Source organism: Lysinibacillus sp. Y5S-8 (assembly GCF_036894365.1).
GTDB classification, from domain to species: domain Bacteria; phylum Bacillota; class Bacilli; order Bacillales_A; family Planococcaceae; genus Lysinibacillus; species Lysinibacillus fusiformis_D.
In genome coordinates, this window is sequence record NZ_CP145889.1 from 4579595 (window position 1) to 4597241 (window position 17647).

The window sequence follows — 17647 nt, forward strand, 5'->3', positions numbered from 1 at the left end:
AGATACTATTCGGTACTGAATTTTCTGATTCGTTGACATTTATAATACTTTTCACATTTGAAAATGTCAATGGGTGAAACTCAAGTTTTTTTGTTAGTTTAATATGAATTACAATGTTTCAATTTTACCCTTTAATTTATGCACCATGCTTTGTTTACAACATATGCTAAGACTAATGAAAGAGGTGTATACATGACTAATCATTCTAATTCGCCACAAAGTGCTGGCACCTTATCCTATTTGGCTCCACAAGTAATTCAAACTAAGTTTGGAGATATTAATGGCGATGGTTTTTTGGAAACAATTTTTTTAGTGGGCGTTCAACAACCGGATAGCCCTCTGTGGAAAAATATCACACTCACTATTTTTTATGTGCAAACACAACAAATGCAACAGTTTCCCTTGAAACAGAATTTGGGCTATAATCCGACTATTTTTCTAGGCGATTTTACTGGTAATCATATTGAGGATATTCTGGTTGTCTCTGATACTGGGGGTAGCGGAGGAATTATAAACGGTGAAATATTTTCATCCATCAACAATCAAGTTCGTTCTATTTTTGACGCAGAGTCTTTTAATAATAAACTCAAATATAGCGTCAATTATGTAGATCACTACAAGGCTGTAGTTCAAAGTTCAAATCCCGCTAAAAGATACACAATCGATTTACAGTATAAAGGAGCGGACTACTTAGCAGAAATTTATAATCCGGACGGTACATTAAAGCAACCTATAGAAGGCTGGGTAGACCCTTTTAGCGGACTATATCCCATTGATTATGATCGAGATGGAACCTATGAAATTTTAGGGTATCAAGGAATTGCAGGTAGGTATCATGCCGATGGACTAGGCTATGTAGAAAATGTTTTAAAATGGAATGGTCATGAATTTATGATAGATCGACAAACGGTTAGTATTTTTGGAGAGGATTTATCATAGAAGACTCTCTCTATTAAATAAGATAAAAAAACAGGAATCTGCTCATTTTTGCTTAAAAACAAAGCAAAATACGAGCAGATTCCGTCATTTATATTTGTTTTTCAACCAAGGCAAAATAGTTATTTTCAGGATCAGCAAAATTAAATACCCTACCCATTGGCATCATAACTAAATCGCCCACTTTAATGCCCTTTGCCTGAAAATCTTGGTACATTTCTTCCATTTTATCAGCATAAAACATGATAGACGGAGTTCCTAAGTTTAGCTCCGGCTGCATTTTAGCTATGATCTCTTTATTGTGCAACACAAATGATGTTTGTGCATCCTTCGTTGGCGCAATTTCAATCCAGCGCATCCCTGCTTCTTCCTGATCAGCAACGACAACAAACCCCACTTTTTCTGTCCAAAACTTTACTGCTACCTCTTGGTCATTAACATATAACATTACCTGCCCAATTTGATGAATCATAACCTATTTCCCTCCTCTTTTGAGCATTAGTATATATCAAACTGTAGCTTTATATAGCTTCTAACGATTTCAATTTAGCGAAATTTCGAATAATTGACCATAATATATATAACTTGTAAATTATTATTCCAAAGTACTTAACTTTTATTTTATTTCTGATAGAATGAGAATTATTTACCTTCTAGGGAAAAGTTTAGAATAAAAAAATTATGTGAGGATAATACAAGTGAAACAACTAAGTTTAAGAAAAAAGCTTATTTTTTCGTTTTTAGCAATGCTTCTCATCCCAACCCTGTTGATTGGAATTGTTTCCTACCAAAGTGCAGAAAAGCAAATTTCCGAAGAACAACATGCAAGTGCAACTGAAAGTGTACGTATTCTTAATACCAATATTACGAACACGATTGAACCCAAACTAAAAGATGTGCAATATTTTTCGAAAAAATTTAGTAAAACCTACTTTCAAGATCATAACATTCCGAAACTTCAATCATTACTAAGTGAATACATTAATATGCACCCTGAAGTAGAGCTGATTTATATTGGTACTGCCGATGGCAAACTACTTGACGAGCCTGCTCAAGACTATCCTGATGGCTTCGATCCTCGTACAAGACCTTGGTATAAGCAAGCCTTAGATAATAATGGCGAGGTCTCCATCACTGCCCCTTATGTTACACAATCAACTGGTGACATGGTCATTACAATTACGCAGGCTTTACCAGATGGTTCTGGAGTCATAGGATTAGATCTTAACATTTCTACATTAAGTGATATTACGAATAATATCCGCATTGGAGAGACTGGTTTTGCCTCTCTTCTAGATAGCAATAAGCTCTATATCGCACAGCCTGAAAAAGAAAGTGGTACTGAGGCAACAGAAAACTATATCACTAAAATTTATGAGCAAGCAAGCGGTACAATTATTGAAAGAGACCGTCATTTACAGTTTGCTACAAATGAACTTACTGGCTGGAAGATAATAGGCACAATGTTTACTGCAGAAGCTGCAAAGGCTGCTGCCTCCACTTTAAATATCAACTTGATCATTATTGTTGTGTCCATTCTAGTTGGTATTATGTTCATGCTCTTCATGATTAAGTCTGTAGTTACTCCAATTAATCGACTTAAGCAAAGCGCGTTGAAAATTAGTGAAGGTAATTTAACAGAGTTTATTGAAATTCATTCTAAAGATGAAATTGGACAACTTGGGGAAGCTTTTATCTCCATGAAGGTTAGCTTGAAAAAACTAATTCGCAACGTGGACCAAAGCTCCCAGCATGTTCAAAAGTCTGCTCAAGATTTATCTGCCAATGCAGAACAAAATATCGCTGCCTCTGAACAGGTTGCGGATGCTATGCAACAAATGGCAGTCAGCACGGAAAAGCAAACAACAGGTATTGACCAAAATGCTATCTCCATTGAGGAAATTGCTAAAGGGGTTGTTGAGGTCGCAGACAGCTCTATGCAGGTATCAGACCTTTCTAGCCATGCTATCCAACTGGCAGATGAAGGTGGACAAGCAGTCGAACAAACTGTACAACAAATGAACTCTATTCATGAATCTGTTACACAATCAGATACAATGATTAAAACTCTATATGATCGCACGAAAGAAATCGGTTCAATTTTAGAGATGATTAGTGCCATTTCAGACCAAACAAATTTACTAGCCCTCAATGCTGCTATCGAGGCAGCAAGGGCTGGAGAACATGGCAAAGGCTTTGCCATAGTAGCCGATGAAGTACGAAAATTAGCAGAGCAATCTCACCAATCAGCAGAGCAAATTGCTGCGCTCATTACGAGTATTCAGCAGGATACGGCTAAATCTGTGCAGACTATGGTCAAGGCTTCAGCAGATGTTCAGGATGGCTTACAATTGACAGAATCAACAAGTAAGAAATTCGCCAGCATTATTGAAAGTCTACGAAACATTGCGCCAAAGATGGAGGATATATCTGCCTCTGCACAAGAAATGTCTGCAGTCGTGGAAGAGGTCTCCGCTACAGCTATTGAATTATCAGATCACGCCAAATTAAATGCTGCAGCTACAGAGGAAGTTGCTGCTTCTACTGAGCAAACTTTATCCTCTATGCAGGACATGGCATCCTCTGCCAAAACGTTACTTGATATGGCGGATGAATTGCAAGGTTACGTAAATCGTTTTGAATATTAAATTATCCTTTCAGAATCTGAGTTCTATTATGGAGCTCAGATTTTTTCTGTACTAATTTGACATATAAAAACAGGGGAAATTACAAAATAAAATATTTTTCTACAAAAAGTACTATAGTATAACTTTATTTTCCAGATTTTTCAGAAAATTATGTTGATTATTATTCATTTTCCTCTTAGAATCAGATTAAACATTGGAATGACTTGTCTATTGAACCAGTTATCAAATTATGACAATTAACTAATGTCATTTTAAGGAGGAATACTATATGAAACAGATTAGCTTAAGAAAGAAACTCATTTTTGCATTTTTAATGATACTCCTCATTCCCGCACTTTTAATCGGGTATACCTCCTTTAAAAGTACTAAAAATCAGATTTTAGAAGAGCAACAAGCAAGCGCTAAGGAAAGTGTGCGTATGCTTAACAGCAATATTACAAATACAATTGCGCCAAAAGTTCATGACATTGGATATTTTTCCAAAAAAATAAATCAATCTTATTTACAAGAAGATAAAAAAACTGAATTAAAAAAACTTTTTCAAGAATATATTAATACTCATCCCGAGGTAGAGCTGTTATATATTGGAACAGCAGATGGTCAAATAATTGATGAACCCGTCCATGATTATGCAAGTGATTATGATCCACGTAAACGACCTTGGTACGTAGAAGCAATTGAGAACAAAGGGCAAGTATCCATTACTTCACCATATATCTCAAAATCAACAAATAATGTAGTAGTGACTGTCATGCAAGCTCTTCCAGATAATTCTGGTGTGATGGCCTTAGATGTAAATATCTCTGTTCTTAGTGCACTGACAGACGAAACACGTATAGGAGAAACTGGGTTTGCATCCTTACTAGATCGTAATCAGCTATATATTGCGCAAAAAGATAAAGAAAGCGGCTCACGAGCAACAGAAGAATATATGGCAAAAGTTTACGAACAACAGGAAGGTATGATTATGGAAGATGATCGCCAGTTACGTTTTGAAACCAATGAACTTACAGGGTGGAAAGTAGTTGGTACAATGTTCATCGCAGAGGCTACAGAGGCAGCGACTGCTTCATTTACTATCACATTGCTCATCATTGGTATTTCTATTATTGTAGGAATTATTTTTATGCTCTCTATGATTAAATCTATTGTGAACCCTATTAAACGACTTCAGCAAAGTGCATTAAAAATTAGTGAGGGCGATTTAACGGAGTTTATTGATATTCATACAAAGGATGAAATTGGACAGCTTAGTGAGGCATTTGTCTCGATGAAAGTTAGCTTAAAAAAACTGATACGCAATGTTGACCAAAGCTCTCAGCATGTTCAAACCTCTGCCCAAGGACTTTCAGCTAATGCTGAACAAAACATAGCTGCATCTGAACAGGTTACAGAGGCTATGCAGCAGGTAGCTATCAGCACCGAAAAACAAACAACTGGAATCGATCAAAATGCTGTTTCCATTGAGGAAATTGCTAAAGGTGTTGTAGAAGTGGCAGATAGTGCCCTACAAGTTTCAGACCTGTCCAGTCAGGCTATCCAATTAGCAGAGGAAGGCGGACAATCTGTTGAACAAACTGTGAATCAAATGGTTTCCATCCATGAATCTGTGACACAGTCCGACACCATGATTAAATCACTGTTTGATCGAACAAAAGAAATTGGTTCCATTATAGAAATTATTAGTGCCATTTCTGACCAAACGAACCTTCTTGCTCTGAATGCCGCTATTGAAGCAGCCCGAGCTGGTGAACAAGGCAAAGGCTTTGCGGTTGTAGCAGATGAAGTACGTAAATTAGCGGAACAATCCCATCAATCAGCAGAACAAATTTCTGCGCTTATTACAGGCATACAACAGGACACGGCTAAATCTGTGCAAACGATGATGAAAGCTTCATCAGATGTCCAAGAAGGGTTACAGCAATCTGAGGATACGAAAAAGAAATTTACAAGTATCGTTGAAAGTCTTCGAGAGATTGCACCGAAAATGGAAGATATATCAGCTTCGGCACAAGAAATGTCTGCCGTTGTAGAAGAAGTATCCGCAACAGCCATTGAGCTATCAGACCATGCAAAACTAAATGCAGCAGCCTCTGAAGAAGTTGCCGCTTCAACGGAACAAACATTGTCCTCCATGCAGGAAATCGCTTCTTCGGCTAAAACTTTACTTGATATGGCGGACGAATTACAAGGCTATGTAGACCGATTTAATTACTAATTATCCATAACGCTTGGCTTTCGACAAAAGACATGGATGAATTAAAATAAAGCACGATGATCTTTGGACTTTCCAAGATCATCGTGCTTTTATTAGCTATTTATTCATTTGCCTCATGGCTAAATTGCCATTCAATACCGAATTTATCTGTCAGCGAACCGTAACATTTACTCCAAAATGTTTCTTGTAACTCCATCGTTACTTTTCCGCCGTCTTTCAGCTTATCAAATGCTGCTCGCATTTGCTCTTCGTCATCGGAAACAACCGCTAATGTAACATTATTCCCAACGGAGAACGGTGAGCCTGGAAATGTATCTGAGAACATAATTCTACTACCAAATACAGAAAGTCGTGTATGCATCACAAGATCTTTCGCTTCCTCTGGTAGTGGGTAATCAGGATTTTGAGGTGAATCTCCAAACGTCATAATTTCAGCCTTGTCCGTATTAAAAGCATTTTCGTAAAACGCAACAGCCTCTCGACAATTTCCATTAAAGATCAAATACACTTCTACTGCCATTTCCAACACTCCCTTGTCATTTTTTGAAACAATTCTATTGTACATGGATTACAAAACATAGCACAAATTATAAATGGAATCATTCATCTACAAATAAATTTATTCCCCCTTATTTTTAAATTTTTCATTTATTTTCGTAAAAGCTTTGACATTTACTCAAAAATCATGTAAATTACCAAATGGCGAACAATTTAAAATAAATCTTTAAAAATATTCGTATTTTAGGAGTGTATATAATGGATAACGTATTTGACTATGAGGATATTCAACTAATTCCCGCAAAATGTATTGTAGAAAGTCGTTCAGAGTGTGATACTTCGGTTACTTTAGGTGGGCATACTTTTAAGCTTCCTGTAGTACCTGCAAATATGCAAACAATTATTGACGAAAATCTTGCTAAGAAACTTGCTGAAAACGGTTACTTTTATATTATGCACCGTTTCCAACCAGAAACTCGTATAAACTTCATTCAAGAAATGCAAGGAAAGGGCTTAATTGCCTCGATCAGTGTTGGTGTAAAAGAAGATGAATATGCGTTTATTGAAGAATTAGCAGTTGCTAATTTAGTACCTGAATTTATTACAATTGATATTGCACATGGTCATTCAAATGCTGTTATTCGTATGATCCAACACATTAAGAAGCACTTACCAAACAGCTTTGTCATTGCTGGAAACGTTGGAACACCTGAAGCCGTACGTGAACTAGAAAATGCTGGCGCAGATGCTACGAAAGTAGGCATTGGACCAGGTAAAGTTTGTATTACTAAAATCAAAACAGGCTTTGGTACAGGAGGCTGGCAGCTAGCTGCACTACGTTGGTGTGCAAAGGCTGCTACAAAGCCAATTATTGCTGACGGTGGTATTCGTACACATGGCGATATCGCTAAATCTGTACGTTTCGGCGCTTCAATGGTGATGATTGGTTCTTTATTTGCTGGTCATGAAGAATCACCAGGTGAAACAATTGAAGTTGATGGTAAAACGGTGAAGGAATACTTCGGCTCTGCCTCTGAATTCCAAAAAGGCGAACGCAAAAATGTCGAAGGAAAGAAAATGTATGTTGAGCATAAAGGTAGCATCAAAGATACATTAATCGAGATGCAGCAAGACTTACAATCATCTATTTCTTATGCTGGTGGCACAAAACTAGAGGCTATTCGAAATGTTGATTATGTTATCGTAAAAAATTCTATCTTCAATGGAGATAAAGTATACTAATCCATAGTAACCCCGATAAAGAACTACTTGTTCTTTATTGGGGTTCTTTTATGAGACCTTCCCCATCAATTGTTCTATAAGCATCATGAATACATAGTATATTAAAATATGACATTTATTATCAGAATTTTCTATTTTATTAGAAAACTATATATTATAATATAACTATATTGGAGGAACGGAGGTTTTGTTTCATGAAATCAGTACGTAATAAACTTGTTAGTCTTGCCATCATAGTTATTCTAATATCAACAGTACTAGTTGGAACCGTCAATTACATCGTAGTGAAAGGTGAACTAGATCAAGTAGGTCGACAAAGTCTTAAAAATGGCACACTAGGCATTCTTGAATTAATTGCACAATTAGATGCTCAAGTTCAAAAGGGAAATATAACGTTAGAGGAAGCTCAGGAAAGTGCAAGAACACAAATTGTTGGTAAAAGAGTTGAAGACAATAAACGATCCATCGATAATCCTGTTAAATATGGGGATAATTTTTATTTCTATGCCTTTCAAGATAACGGCATAGTCGAAACGCATCCATCTCTGGAAGGGCAAAATATTGCTGATTTACAAACAGAGGATGGACGCTATTTTGTACGCGAAATGATTGAAGCAGCTAAGGCTGGTGGAGGATATGTCCGTTATGATTGGGCACTACCCTCCACCCCTGAAATCGTTGCACCTAAAATTACTTATGTAGAAATGGACGAACATTGGGGGTGGATTATTGCAGCTGGTACATACGAAATGGACTTCAATGCAGGCACTAAAAATGTTTTCTATTACACGCTTTGTATGACAATCCTCGCAACGATTATTGGTGTGGCACTCTTCTGGTTCTTCTCTGGACGAATGACTACCTATATACGCAAAATCATGGTGATTACTTCAGATATTGCTAAAGGTAAGCTAACTGGCGATGACATACCTGTTACCACAAAAGATGAACTAGGTATACTCGCTAATAACGTGAATAATATGAAACATAGCTTATATGAAATGGTCAACAATACGAAGGATAGCGCCTCTCAAATGAGAGTTTCTTCAGAGATGCTTAGTGCTATTACAGAGGAAACAACCGCTTCTGCTGACGAAATTCATCAAGCAATCAATGACATCTCTAAAGGGGCAGTTGTGCAAGCAGAAGAAGCTGAGATGGCCATTAGTAAGGTTGAAACACTATCTTCACTTATTTCAATTGCTACAAATAAATATAGTGAGATCACTGAAAATATGAATATCATCAATTCATCACAAGAAAATGGTAGACAAAAAGTAGAAGGTTTACTGCAAAATTCAAGTGAATTCACACAGGTGATTGAGGAGTTAAGAACTAATTTCTCCAGTTTGACGAACCAAATGAAAGAGATTCATCAAGTGGTACAAACAATTACATCTATATCTGAACAAACAAACCTCTTGGCACTCAATGCTAGCATAGAGGCAGCGCGTGCTGGTGAACACGGTAAAGGTTTTGCCATTGTGGCAGAGGAAGTCCGGCATTTATCGGAGGATACAAACGAAGCTACTACGCGTGTCAGAAATCTATTACAGCGTATTGAGGTGGGTACTGCAAACTCCGATGCAAAGATGATACACACGCTCCAACTTTCACAAAATCAAGCCATATCGATTACTGAAGTAAAAGGAGCTTTTACATTCCTAGCAGACTCCATTCAGGATATTACAAAGCATCTTGTTTCACTAGATGAGGGAATGAACGACATGGCGGAAAATCGCATAGTGGTGATGAATGCTATCAAAGAAATAGCCAGTGTAGCTACTCAATCTGCCGCAGCTACGGAACAAATTAATGCTTCCATAGACGAACAAAAGTCAGCAGTGAACTCGATTATGCACTCCTCTATGGAACTTCATACAGAGGCAGAGCGCATGTACGACTTAGTAGAACGCTTTACATGACAAGAAAAAAGAATGCTACGGTTTAGGCGTAGCATTCTTCTTAACATTATAGTTTGTTAATTACTGCGTGGATTGTTTCCTTCAGCTCTGCATCATGATCAGCAAGTTCTACAAGGTTTCCTAGACGTTCACGTAATACAGGGCGCTCAATTACTAATTTTTCATCAAGTACTTGTACCAGTAGCTCAATAATAAGACGATCACGAACGTTTAACGCTTCTTCTAAACGTTCTGGTGTAATTTTCGCATCAGTTTTTGTAGCTTTTGCCATTTTAAAAACCCCTTTTATATTTTATATTCATGCACATCTATTTTAGCATACCACTAAATTATTTTGAAAACTTTCTTTCATGAAAATATACCAAAACTTTACAAAAAATAAAGACAAGATTTACGGCTAATTGTTATATTTATATCATAATAAGCCACTGCTCAGCCATATGATGATGTATTTAACAAACCTAATACTAACACTCGATTGGAGGAAATGTATGAATCAAAAAAATTTTACTTACGCGCAGCTCATTAAAGCTGTGCCGAAATCTCTACAGCTATTTCTCAACGTTTGCCTTGTGTTACTAGCTCTTATCCTATCATTTCTGCTTTTTAAGGAGCTAATCGAATTTCTTAAAATATTAATCTTCGCCAAGGAAGGTGGCGATTATAAATTATTCCTTGCCAATATTCTTATTTTCTTCTTATATTTTGAGTTCATCACAATGATTATTAAATATTTTAAAGAGGATTATCATTTTCCACTGCGCTACTTTATATATATAGGTATCACAGCGATGATTCGTTTAATTATTGTGGAGCATGATCACCCTCTAAATACTTTAATTTATTCATTGATTATCCTGATATTAATCATAAGCTATTTTATTATTAACATCACACCACTTGAAAGACCAACGCGGTCTTCTATTTTTATAAAAAAAGAGCACTGACCGGTAGTAAGAGCGCTATTCCTATTCTAAAATGTCAAATACATGTAAGCTTTGCGAACACATAGAAAAACTGCTATAAGTCTTGTAAATATAGCTCATCACTAACCAGGGTTTGACTATGCATTATAGCTCTTGGATCATTACTACACCCATCACCAGCGAAGAAAGCTCGGTCCAGAGCCCCCCCAAAAATAAACGGAAACAAAGCAACAAAATGAATGTTTTTTGCTAAAAAAATTTGAAAGAGATGTTAGATTAGTTCTTTAGCAACCTTCTCTTTTTATGTAATAAAACAACTGCAACAAGCTCTACCCCACGGATTACTAGAAAGCAGGTTCATTTGAAAGTCATGTAGTTGTATACCACCAATGAGTTTGTCATCTTCCCAAAGTCCATAATACTGAAAAGATTGGTCATTGTTCTCATTTTGCATCAATGGATTTTTCAGCTGCTCTTTTGTCCCATTCTTCCTGGATAGTCTTCTACAACGATATTCAGAAATTCTAAAAAATCTTGTTCTTTTAATAACTTCTCTATTACTCTCATCATATCCCCTCCATTTTCAAAGTGCTGCATGTTGTTTGTACATTTTTCATATTAATTTTTATACCCCACAAATAACATATATTACCACACGGAAATAATGAACAATGAAAATGATTAAAGGAGGAAAATAAATGGCTTTAATTGATTCGTATATTCACGAAGTGTCTAAAAGGCTACATAAGAATAAGCGTGAAGACATAAAGCTTGAACTAAAAGCTACGATTGAGGATATGCTGCCTGAGTCCTATTCTGAATCCGATGTTAAGGATGTACTCCAAAAACTTGGAAGTCCTTCCGAAGTTGCGGCAAGCTATCAAGATACACCTCGTTTTTTAATTGGCCCAGAGGTTTTTGATCAATATACAAGAACAATCAAACTAGTTATGCCTTGGGCTATTTTCATTACGGTTATTGTTCATGTAATCCAAAAAATTGTGCTCTATTCAGGTGGAGAAGCGCTTCTTTCAACCATTATTTCGGCATTTGCCATGATTATTGTGGCGATTATTGCTGTAATATTTCACGTATTGTTTTGGATTACCGTCGTTTTCATCATCATCGAGCGCTCTGGTTCTGAAAAGATTCATTTACCCTTTTTGAAAGACACCAAGCAATGGTCACCTGATGATTTAGTTAAAATGAAACCCATTCCCAAAGTTAAGGTGATTACTTTAAGTGATACGATTTTTAGCCTAGTTGGAATTCTAATATTTTCTTTTGTCTATTGGAATGCTTATCGTCTTTTAGGGATTTATACAACGAATGACAATGGTAGCTTGAAATTTGTTATGCCAATCTTTAATCAAAATGTTTTACAATCATTTGCTCCTATCGTCTTACTATGTATTGTTCTTAGTCTCGTATTATCTTTTATAAAATGGCGTGCTGGTCAGTGGACAATGCTCATCGCCATCACGAATGCACTACTTCAAAGTGTAGGAACGATCGTCTTTATTTTAATGGCGATACACCAAGATTTTATTCATAGTGCCTCGATTCCCTACATGGCTGCCATCCTAGAAACAACATCCGCTAAGGTTGCCTATACTATAGATAAAATCTTACTCGTCAGTATAATTATTGCTGTTTTAGCAAATGCATTTGATATTTATCAAGGATTTAAAAAAGCGAAAGTATAAAATCCCCCTATTCAAATCGCTAAAATACCTTTATTCTCCGATGTTTTGTATAATGATAAAGTTGAAAGTATTTTATATACATGAATAATCTGCACAATTCAATCAGAGTAAGGGGAATTAACTATGACCATTCTTCTAGTAGATGACAATCAAGTCAATCTATTTGTCATTGAAAAAATACTAAAAAATGCAGGTTATGATAACTGTGTTTCTCTTTCATCTGCTTATGAGCTATTTGATTATTTACAATTAGATGCACCAAATCCAACAGGAAATTCTGTAGATTTAATATTGTTAGACATTATGATGCCGGAAGTAGATGGTATTGAGGCCTGCAAACGCATTAAGCAAAATGAAAGATTGAAAGATATCCAAATCATATTTGTCACAGCACTGGAAGATAAAAACAAACTAGCAGAAGCACTAGACATTGGTGGTGTAGATTATATTACAAAACCAATTAATAAAACGGAGCTGCTTGCAAGAATTCGTGTTGCCTTACGCTTAAAAGCTGAATTAGACTGGCACACCCAGCATGACAAGAAAATTCAATATGAACTAGATCTAGCCACTCATGTACAACGAAGCCTGCTCAGTCCACCATTAAACGAGAAGGATATCCGGATAGAAGTTTCTTATCTACCATCCTCTAATTTAGCAGGCGATATGTATTATTGGTACAAAATAGACGATCATCGCTATGCTATCATTTTATTGGATATGATGGGTCACGGTATATCTGCAGCGCTTGTTTGTATGTTTATCTCCTCGGTTTTAAGAGAGGCCGTTAAACAACTAAACGACCCAGAACTTGTCATCAAAGAACTGAATCGTTATATGACTCTTTTACAAGATGGAAAAGATAATAATCTTTATTATTTTACAGCGATTTATTTCATCATTGATACAGAGCAAAAAACAGTCGAATACATAAACGCTGGTCACCCTCCTGGATACGCACTAATAGATGAAAAAACATGTATTCCATTAAATCAAGGTAGCTGTGCGGTCGGCTTTTTCGATGAAATGAAAGTTCAAAAGCAATGTATTCAATATGAACAAGATATTCAAATTGTGTTATTTACAGATGGTGTTTTAGAGGCAATGGGCCCCTGTGAAATCGAGTCAGAAAAGCATTTGCAAACGCTAACATCCACTAAATGGGATTATTCACAATGCCTCATTGACAACCTATTACCTAAAGATAAACAAGAAAACCAGCCTGATGATATGTGTGTATTAATGATTCAAGCTAGCACTACTTCCATATAAATAAAAAGCAGAGGCTATCACATGAAGATAGCCTCTTTATAGTGTTGAAAAACAATCAATAGAATTTTTGTGAAAGGTGAAAATGGATTTCCGTTGCAGGCTACCTGCTTTCCTATGGGCGAGCTCTGTGCAGGGGCTCGCCTGTCTCGCTATCCCACAGGAGTCAAGTAGCCTTCCACTCCAATCCACAAAATGTGAACTTTTTAGCAAAGGTTTTCAAATAAAATGGAGGTATTCACTACTCATTTTATGGAGAGGTGTTGTTACTCATCACTTCTCTACATTGAAAATAAGAGCCTTTTTTCTTTAATTATACAAATAATGGACTATTTTGATCGCTTCGGCTAGTATAAAAGATACATTTGATTGGAGTGGAGCCAGCGTCACTCCTAGGGGATTTAGCGTCACAGGTGAGACCCTGGAGCGAAACGCAGTGAGTGAAGCGAAGCGGCTCATCGGACGCCCCCTGGAAAGGACGCTGGCGGAACGGAAATTAACCCCTCACCTTGCCAAAGATTCTTTTTCTGCTATTGACATCATCTTTTTTCAACAATATATAGAGGCCATCAGTTGAAGATAGCCTCTTACTCATTAATACATTTTTTGATAAATTCTTTCGTAGCCTACGATTTCTCGATACTTTGAAATAATCTCTTCAAACCGCAATGTTTCTTTATCCCCTAAGCATAAAAATCCTTTGTCACTTAGACTCTCATAAAACAAATGGTGTACCTGGCTCTGTAGCTTAGGTGAAAAATAAATCAGGACATTTCTGCACAAGACAACATGAAACTCATTAAAAGAATGATCCGTTACTAAATTATGCTGAGCAAAAATAATATTTTTCAATAGTGTTGGATGGAAGTAAGCATATTGATAATCTGTTTGATAGTATTCTGAAAACGCATGGGCTCCTCCAGCAAGCATATAGTTTTTCGTATATGCCTGCATTTTATGAATAGGAAAAGCTCCTTTCTTCGCTTTTTCTAATACTTGCTCATTCATATCTGTTGCATAAATAATAGACCTCTCTATAAGCCCCTCTTCCTGAAGTAAAATAGCCATAGAATATACTTCCTCACCTGTCGCACACCCAGCATGCCAAATACGTATTTCTGGATACTCTCTTAAAATAGGGATTACTTTTTCACGAAAAGCTTTAAAAAAGCTAGGATTACGAAACATCTCGGTTACATTTATCGAAAAATCATTCAACATCTGCTCTAAAAATTCTTGATCATGAATGACCTTTTCTAGTACCTGAGAAATCGTTGGAATGTTATTGATCCCCATCCTATTATAAATTCTACGTGAAATGGATGAACGATTGTATTGACGAAAATCATAGCCTGATAAACGATAAATAGCCTCTAGTAATAAATCAATTTCTAAATTTGTTTGTTTATTTAATTGTATTTTTTGCTCCAAAGGCTGAAATTGCTCCATTTTCATTAACTCCCTTTAGAAACGAGCCAGACTCTTAAGACCGATAATAATTGATCTAAATTTAATGGCTTGCTAATATAATCAGATGCACCAGCCTGCAATGATTTATCACGGTCATTTTTCATAGCCTTTGCCGTCAATGCAATGATCGGTAAGTCTATTCGTTTCATTTGTTGACGAATAATAGTCATCGCTTCATAGCCATCCATATTCGGCATCATTATATCCATCAGAACGAGATCGATGTCAGGATGCGCATGCATTACCTCTAAACATTCAAGCCCATCTTTAGCAACTAGAATGCTCATACCTCTTTTTTCTAATGCCGTTTTTAATGCATAAATATTACGGTTATCATCATCTACTATTAAAATATTTTTCCCTTGGAAAACCTCTACCTCTTGTTGAAGGGCTTCCTCTATTTCCTTTGGCTGCTCTGCAATTGGCTCCTCTACCACCGTAACAGCCACTTCGTTCATGGCAAGCTTTTGACAATGCTCCTCTTCGATTCCATTTGGTAAGCTTGGAATCGTTAACGTAAAGCTACTACCTTGTCCTTCAGCACTTTGCAGCGTAATCCAACCGCCAAGCAATTTAGCAAACTCCTTACAAATAGAAAGACCAAGTCCAGTCCCACCATATTTTCGAACCGTAGCGCCATCGGCTTGTTGGAATGATTCAAAAATAAGCTGATGCTTGTCTTTCGGAATACCTATACCCGTATCTGATACAGTAATTTCAAGCCAATCTGTACTTATATCCTGCATATTATTTGTTAACTGCTGTGGTGTTAGCTGATGAATAGCTAATGTTACCGAACCATGTTCCGTAAATTTAAAGGCATTGGATAATAAATTCTTTATGATTTGATGGAATCTCTTTTCATCTGTATAGAATACATCTACAACATGGTCTGCCTTTGAAATATGGAATGCTAGATTCTTCTTCATCGCAACAGGTGCAAAGGTATGTTCAATTTGTACAGGTACTTCGCTCATGTTCACTTCATTAAAAATAATATCAAGCTTGCCTGCCTCGACTTTTGATAAATCTAAAATATCATTAATTAAAGCAAGTAAGTCCTCTCCAGAAGAATGAATGACTTGAGCATACTCTATTTCCTCATCTGTTAGATTTTGTTGGCTATTTTCTGCTAGCATCTCCGATAAAATTAATATGCTGTTTAAAGGTGTTCTTAATTCATGTGACATATTTGCTAAAAACTCAGATTTGTAGTTTGAATTCAAGATAAGCTGTTCGGCACTTTCTTCTAATTCCTTTTTCGCCTTTTCTAGCTCTCTTGATTTAGACTCTGCCTCTTTTGTACGTTCTTCAAGCTGCTCATTAATCATTGTCAGCTCTTCGGTCTGCATTTGTAATTCTTCTGATTGTGTCTGCAGCTCTTCTGATTGAACTTGTAATTCCTCCGTCATTGCTCTAGATTCATTCAATAGACGAACAATTTCCATGCGTCCTAAAACACTATTCACTGTTAGCCCAAAAGTTTCTGTGACCTGCTTTACTAATTCTTGCTGTAGCTTACTAAATTTAGTCATTGTCGCTATTTCTGCTACTGCTATCACTTCATTTTCAAAAATGACAGGAATCAATAGAATATTATGCGGTCTTACCTCGCCTAATCCTGTTCTGATTAAACGATAGTCCTGCGGAATATTATCGTAAAATAACATTCGTTTTTCTAATGCACATTGACCAATTAATCCTTGTCCCATTTTAAAGCTTTCCATACCAACGCGATCATCTCCGTCAGCAAATGCAGCCTTTTTCACAAATTGTACTTGGTCCTCTGTTATTTCACGAACATAAAATGCACCAAGGGATGCCTCTGTTTTCTGCGCGATTTCTGACAGGAAGGTCTCAGCCAATTTTGTAATGGCTGAAACTCCTTGATATTTTGTCACGATTTCCGCAATATTGCTTTGTAGCCATTCTCTCTTTTCGACTGACTCTAGCAGTATATTCGTTGCATTGGCAAGATCATTCACTTCATCATTGGTATTCACATAGATTCTTCTTGTAAAATCACCTTTTGTAGCTGCGATTTCTTGAATGGTTTGTGTAACTTCTGTTATCGTTTTTACAATAGAACGTGAAATGCCACTAGCTATAACAATTGCTATAATAGAAACTAAAATTAAAATCCCAAATAAACCACTAGTTAACTTATTATTTTGTTTGTCTAATTGACTTGCCTTCGCTTGTGTATAGGCATTTTCAGTTGAGCGGAACGAATCAAATAACTTACGCATTTTCTCCAAATCTTGGCGCCCAGTATCTACTTTAAAAAACTCATTTAACGCCTCTATGTTATTATCTTTTTTATATTGAATCGTTGGCTCTCCCGAAGTGGCAATCCAATGTTCAATCGTTTCCTCTATCTCTTTTAGTTTTTCCTGCTGTGATGGTTTATCTGTCATTCGCTGATAGAGATCATTAAAATCCATTTTCCAATTATCAGCTGCCTTATTATAGGGCTCAAGATAGCTTTGTTTGCCTGTAATAATGAAAGCTCGCTGACTCGATTCCATATCCAATATATATTTTTCAATTTCATTGGTTAGTGTTTGAACATTGGAATCGTACTTAATAATATAATTTCTTTCCTTTTGCAAAGAATTAATTTGATTATTTAATATGACAACGGCTGCAAGTAAGCAAAGAATGATTATGATATAACCTAATGTAATCTTAGAGCGTATACCCAATTTCAATCTATTTAACATTTGGTTTTCCTACCTTTACCTTTCTTTCACTCTATTTTATTACTAGTATACATGTAAAAATAACTGATTATCTCTTCTTTTGACAT

15 protein-coding genes are annotated in these 17647 nt (G+C 36.3%); 9 read left to right on the forward strand and 6 right to left on the reverse strand.

Features of this window, described 5'->3' with window-relative positions:
- Positions 1 to 192 precede the first annotated feature (192 nt).
- A complete protein-coding gene (locus V6670_RS22515) occupies positions 193 to 939 on the forward strand; it encodes a hypothetical protein (RefSeq protein WP_338652160.1) in 747 nt (248 codons plus the stop codon).
- Positions 940 to 1027: 88 nt separating this feature from the next.
- Here the strand turns inward: V6670_RS22515 and V6670_RS22520 are convergent, their stop codons facing one another.
- On the reverse strand, positions 1028 to 1408 hold the full coding sequence (locus tag V6670_RS22520; protein ID WP_141904547.1) for a VOC family protein: 381 nt from the start codon (positions 1406 to 1408) through the stop codon (positions 1028 to 1030).
- Between the two features lie 226 nt (positions 1409 to 1634).
- Between V6670_RS22520 and V6670_RS22525 the strand changes: the two genes are divergently transcribed.
- Positions 1635 to 3584: a methyl-accepting chemotaxis protein gene (locus V6670_RS22525; RefSeq protein ID WP_338652161.1), complete on the forward strand. Its 1950-nt coding sequence runs from the start codon at positions 1635 to 1637 to the stop codon at positions 3582 to 3584.
- Positions 3585 to 3852: 268 nt separating this feature from the next.
- A complete protein-coding gene (locus V6670_RS22530; protein WP_338652162.1) occupies positions 3853 to 5802 on the forward strand; it encodes a methyl-accepting chemotaxis protein in 1950 nt (649 codons plus the stop codon).
- A 100-nt stretch (positions 5803 to 5902) separates the two neighbouring features.
- On the opposite strand, the gene V6670_RS22535 is transcribed toward V6670_RS22530, so the two are convergent.
- The gene (locus V6670_RS22535) at positions 5903 to 6322 is read right to left on the reverse strand and encodes a VOC family protein (RefSeq protein ID WP_036119456.1); all 420 of its coding nucleotides are present in this window, start codon (positions 6320 to 6322) and stop codon (positions 5903 to 5905) included.
- Between the two features lie 236 nt (positions 6323 to 6558).
- Here V6670_RS22535 and guaC point away from each other — a divergent pair, with 236 nt between their 5' ends.
- Together guaC and V6670_RS22545 are read left to right on the forward strand one after the other, a co-directional pair.
- Complete coding sequence (guaC, locus tag V6670_RS22540; RefSeq protein ID WP_141904550.1) at positions 6559 to 7542, forward strand: GMP reductase; 984 nt, start codon at positions 6559 to 6561, stop codon at positions 7540 to 7542.
- Positions 7543 to 7736: 194 nt separating this feature from the next.
- Positions 7737 to 9467: a methyl-accepting chemotaxis protein gene (locus tag V6670_RS22545; protein ID WP_141904551.1), complete on the forward strand. Its 1731-nt coding sequence runs from the start codon at positions 7737 to 7739 to the stop codon at positions 9465 to 9467.
- A gap of 46 nt (positions 9468 to 9513) precedes the next feature.
- Here the strand turns inward: V6670_RS22545 and V6670_RS22550 are convergent, their stop codons facing one another.
- The gene (locus V6670_RS22550; RefSeq protein WP_141904552.1) at positions 9514 to 9738 is read right to left on the reverse strand and encodes a phosphate-starvation-inducible protein PsiE; all 225 of its coding nucleotides are present in this window, start codon (positions 9736 to 9738) and stop codon (positions 9514 to 9516) included.
- Positions 9739 to 9958: 220 nt separating this feature from the next.
- On the opposite strand from V6670_RS22550, the gene psiE reads away from it, so the two are divergent.
- Positions 9959 to 10414, forward strand: coding sequence for a phosphate-starvation-inducible protein PsiE (gene psiE / locus V6670_RS22555; protein ID WP_141904553.1), 456 nt, complete (start codon positions 9959 to 9961; stop codon positions 10412 to 10414).
- Between the two features lie 444 nt (positions 10415 to 10858).
- Here the strand turns inward: psiE and V6670_RS22560 are convergent, their stop codons facing one another.
- Entirely contained in the window at positions 10859 to 10990 is a 132-nt protein-coding gene (locus tag V6670_RS22560; RefSeq protein WP_338652163.1) for a hypothetical protein, read from the reverse strand.
- A 101-nt stretch (positions 10991 to 11091) separates the two neighbouring features.
- Between V6670_RS22560 and V6670_RS22565 the strand changes: the two genes are divergently transcribed.
- The 3 genes from V6670_RS22565 to V6670_RS22575 all read left to right on the forward strand — a co-directional run bounded on the left by V6670_RS22565 (position 11092) and on the right by V6670_RS22575 (position 13945).
- Complete coding sequence (locus tag V6670_RS22565; protein WP_141904554.1) at positions 11092 to 12099, forward strand: hypothetical protein; 1008 nt, start codon at positions 11092 to 11094, stop codon at positions 12097 to 12099.
- Between the two features lie 123 nt (positions 12100 to 12222).
- Positions 12223 to 13371: a fused response regulator/phosphatase gene (locus V6670_RS22570; RefSeq protein WP_036119474.1), complete on the forward strand. Its 1149-nt coding sequence runs from the start codon at positions 12223 to 12225 to the stop codon at positions 13369 to 13371.
- A gap of 433 nt (positions 13372 to 13804) precedes the next feature.
- Complete coding sequence (locus V6670_RS22575) at positions 13805 to 13945, forward strand: hypothetical protein (RefSeq protein ID WP_186436176.1); 141 nt, start codon at positions 13805 to 13807, stop codon at positions 13943 to 13945.
- Positions 13946 to 13962: 17 nt separating this feature from the next.
- Here the strand turns inward: V6670_RS22575 and V6670_RS22580 are convergent, their stop codons facing one another.
- On the reverse strand, positions 13963 to 14817 hold the full coding sequence (locus V6670_RS22580) for a protein-glutamate O-methyltransferase CheR (protein ID WP_141904555.1): 855 nt from the start codon (positions 14815 to 14817) through the stop codon (positions 13963 to 13965).
- 5 nt (positions 14818 to 14822) lie between these two features.
- The gene (locus V6670_RS22585) at positions 14823 to 17561 is read right to left on the reverse strand and encodes an ATP-binding protein (protein WP_338652164.1); all 2739 of its coding nucleotides are present in this window, start codon (positions 17559 to 17561) and stop codon (positions 14823 to 14825) included.
- Between the last annotated feature and the right edge of the window lie 86 nt (positions 17562 to 17647).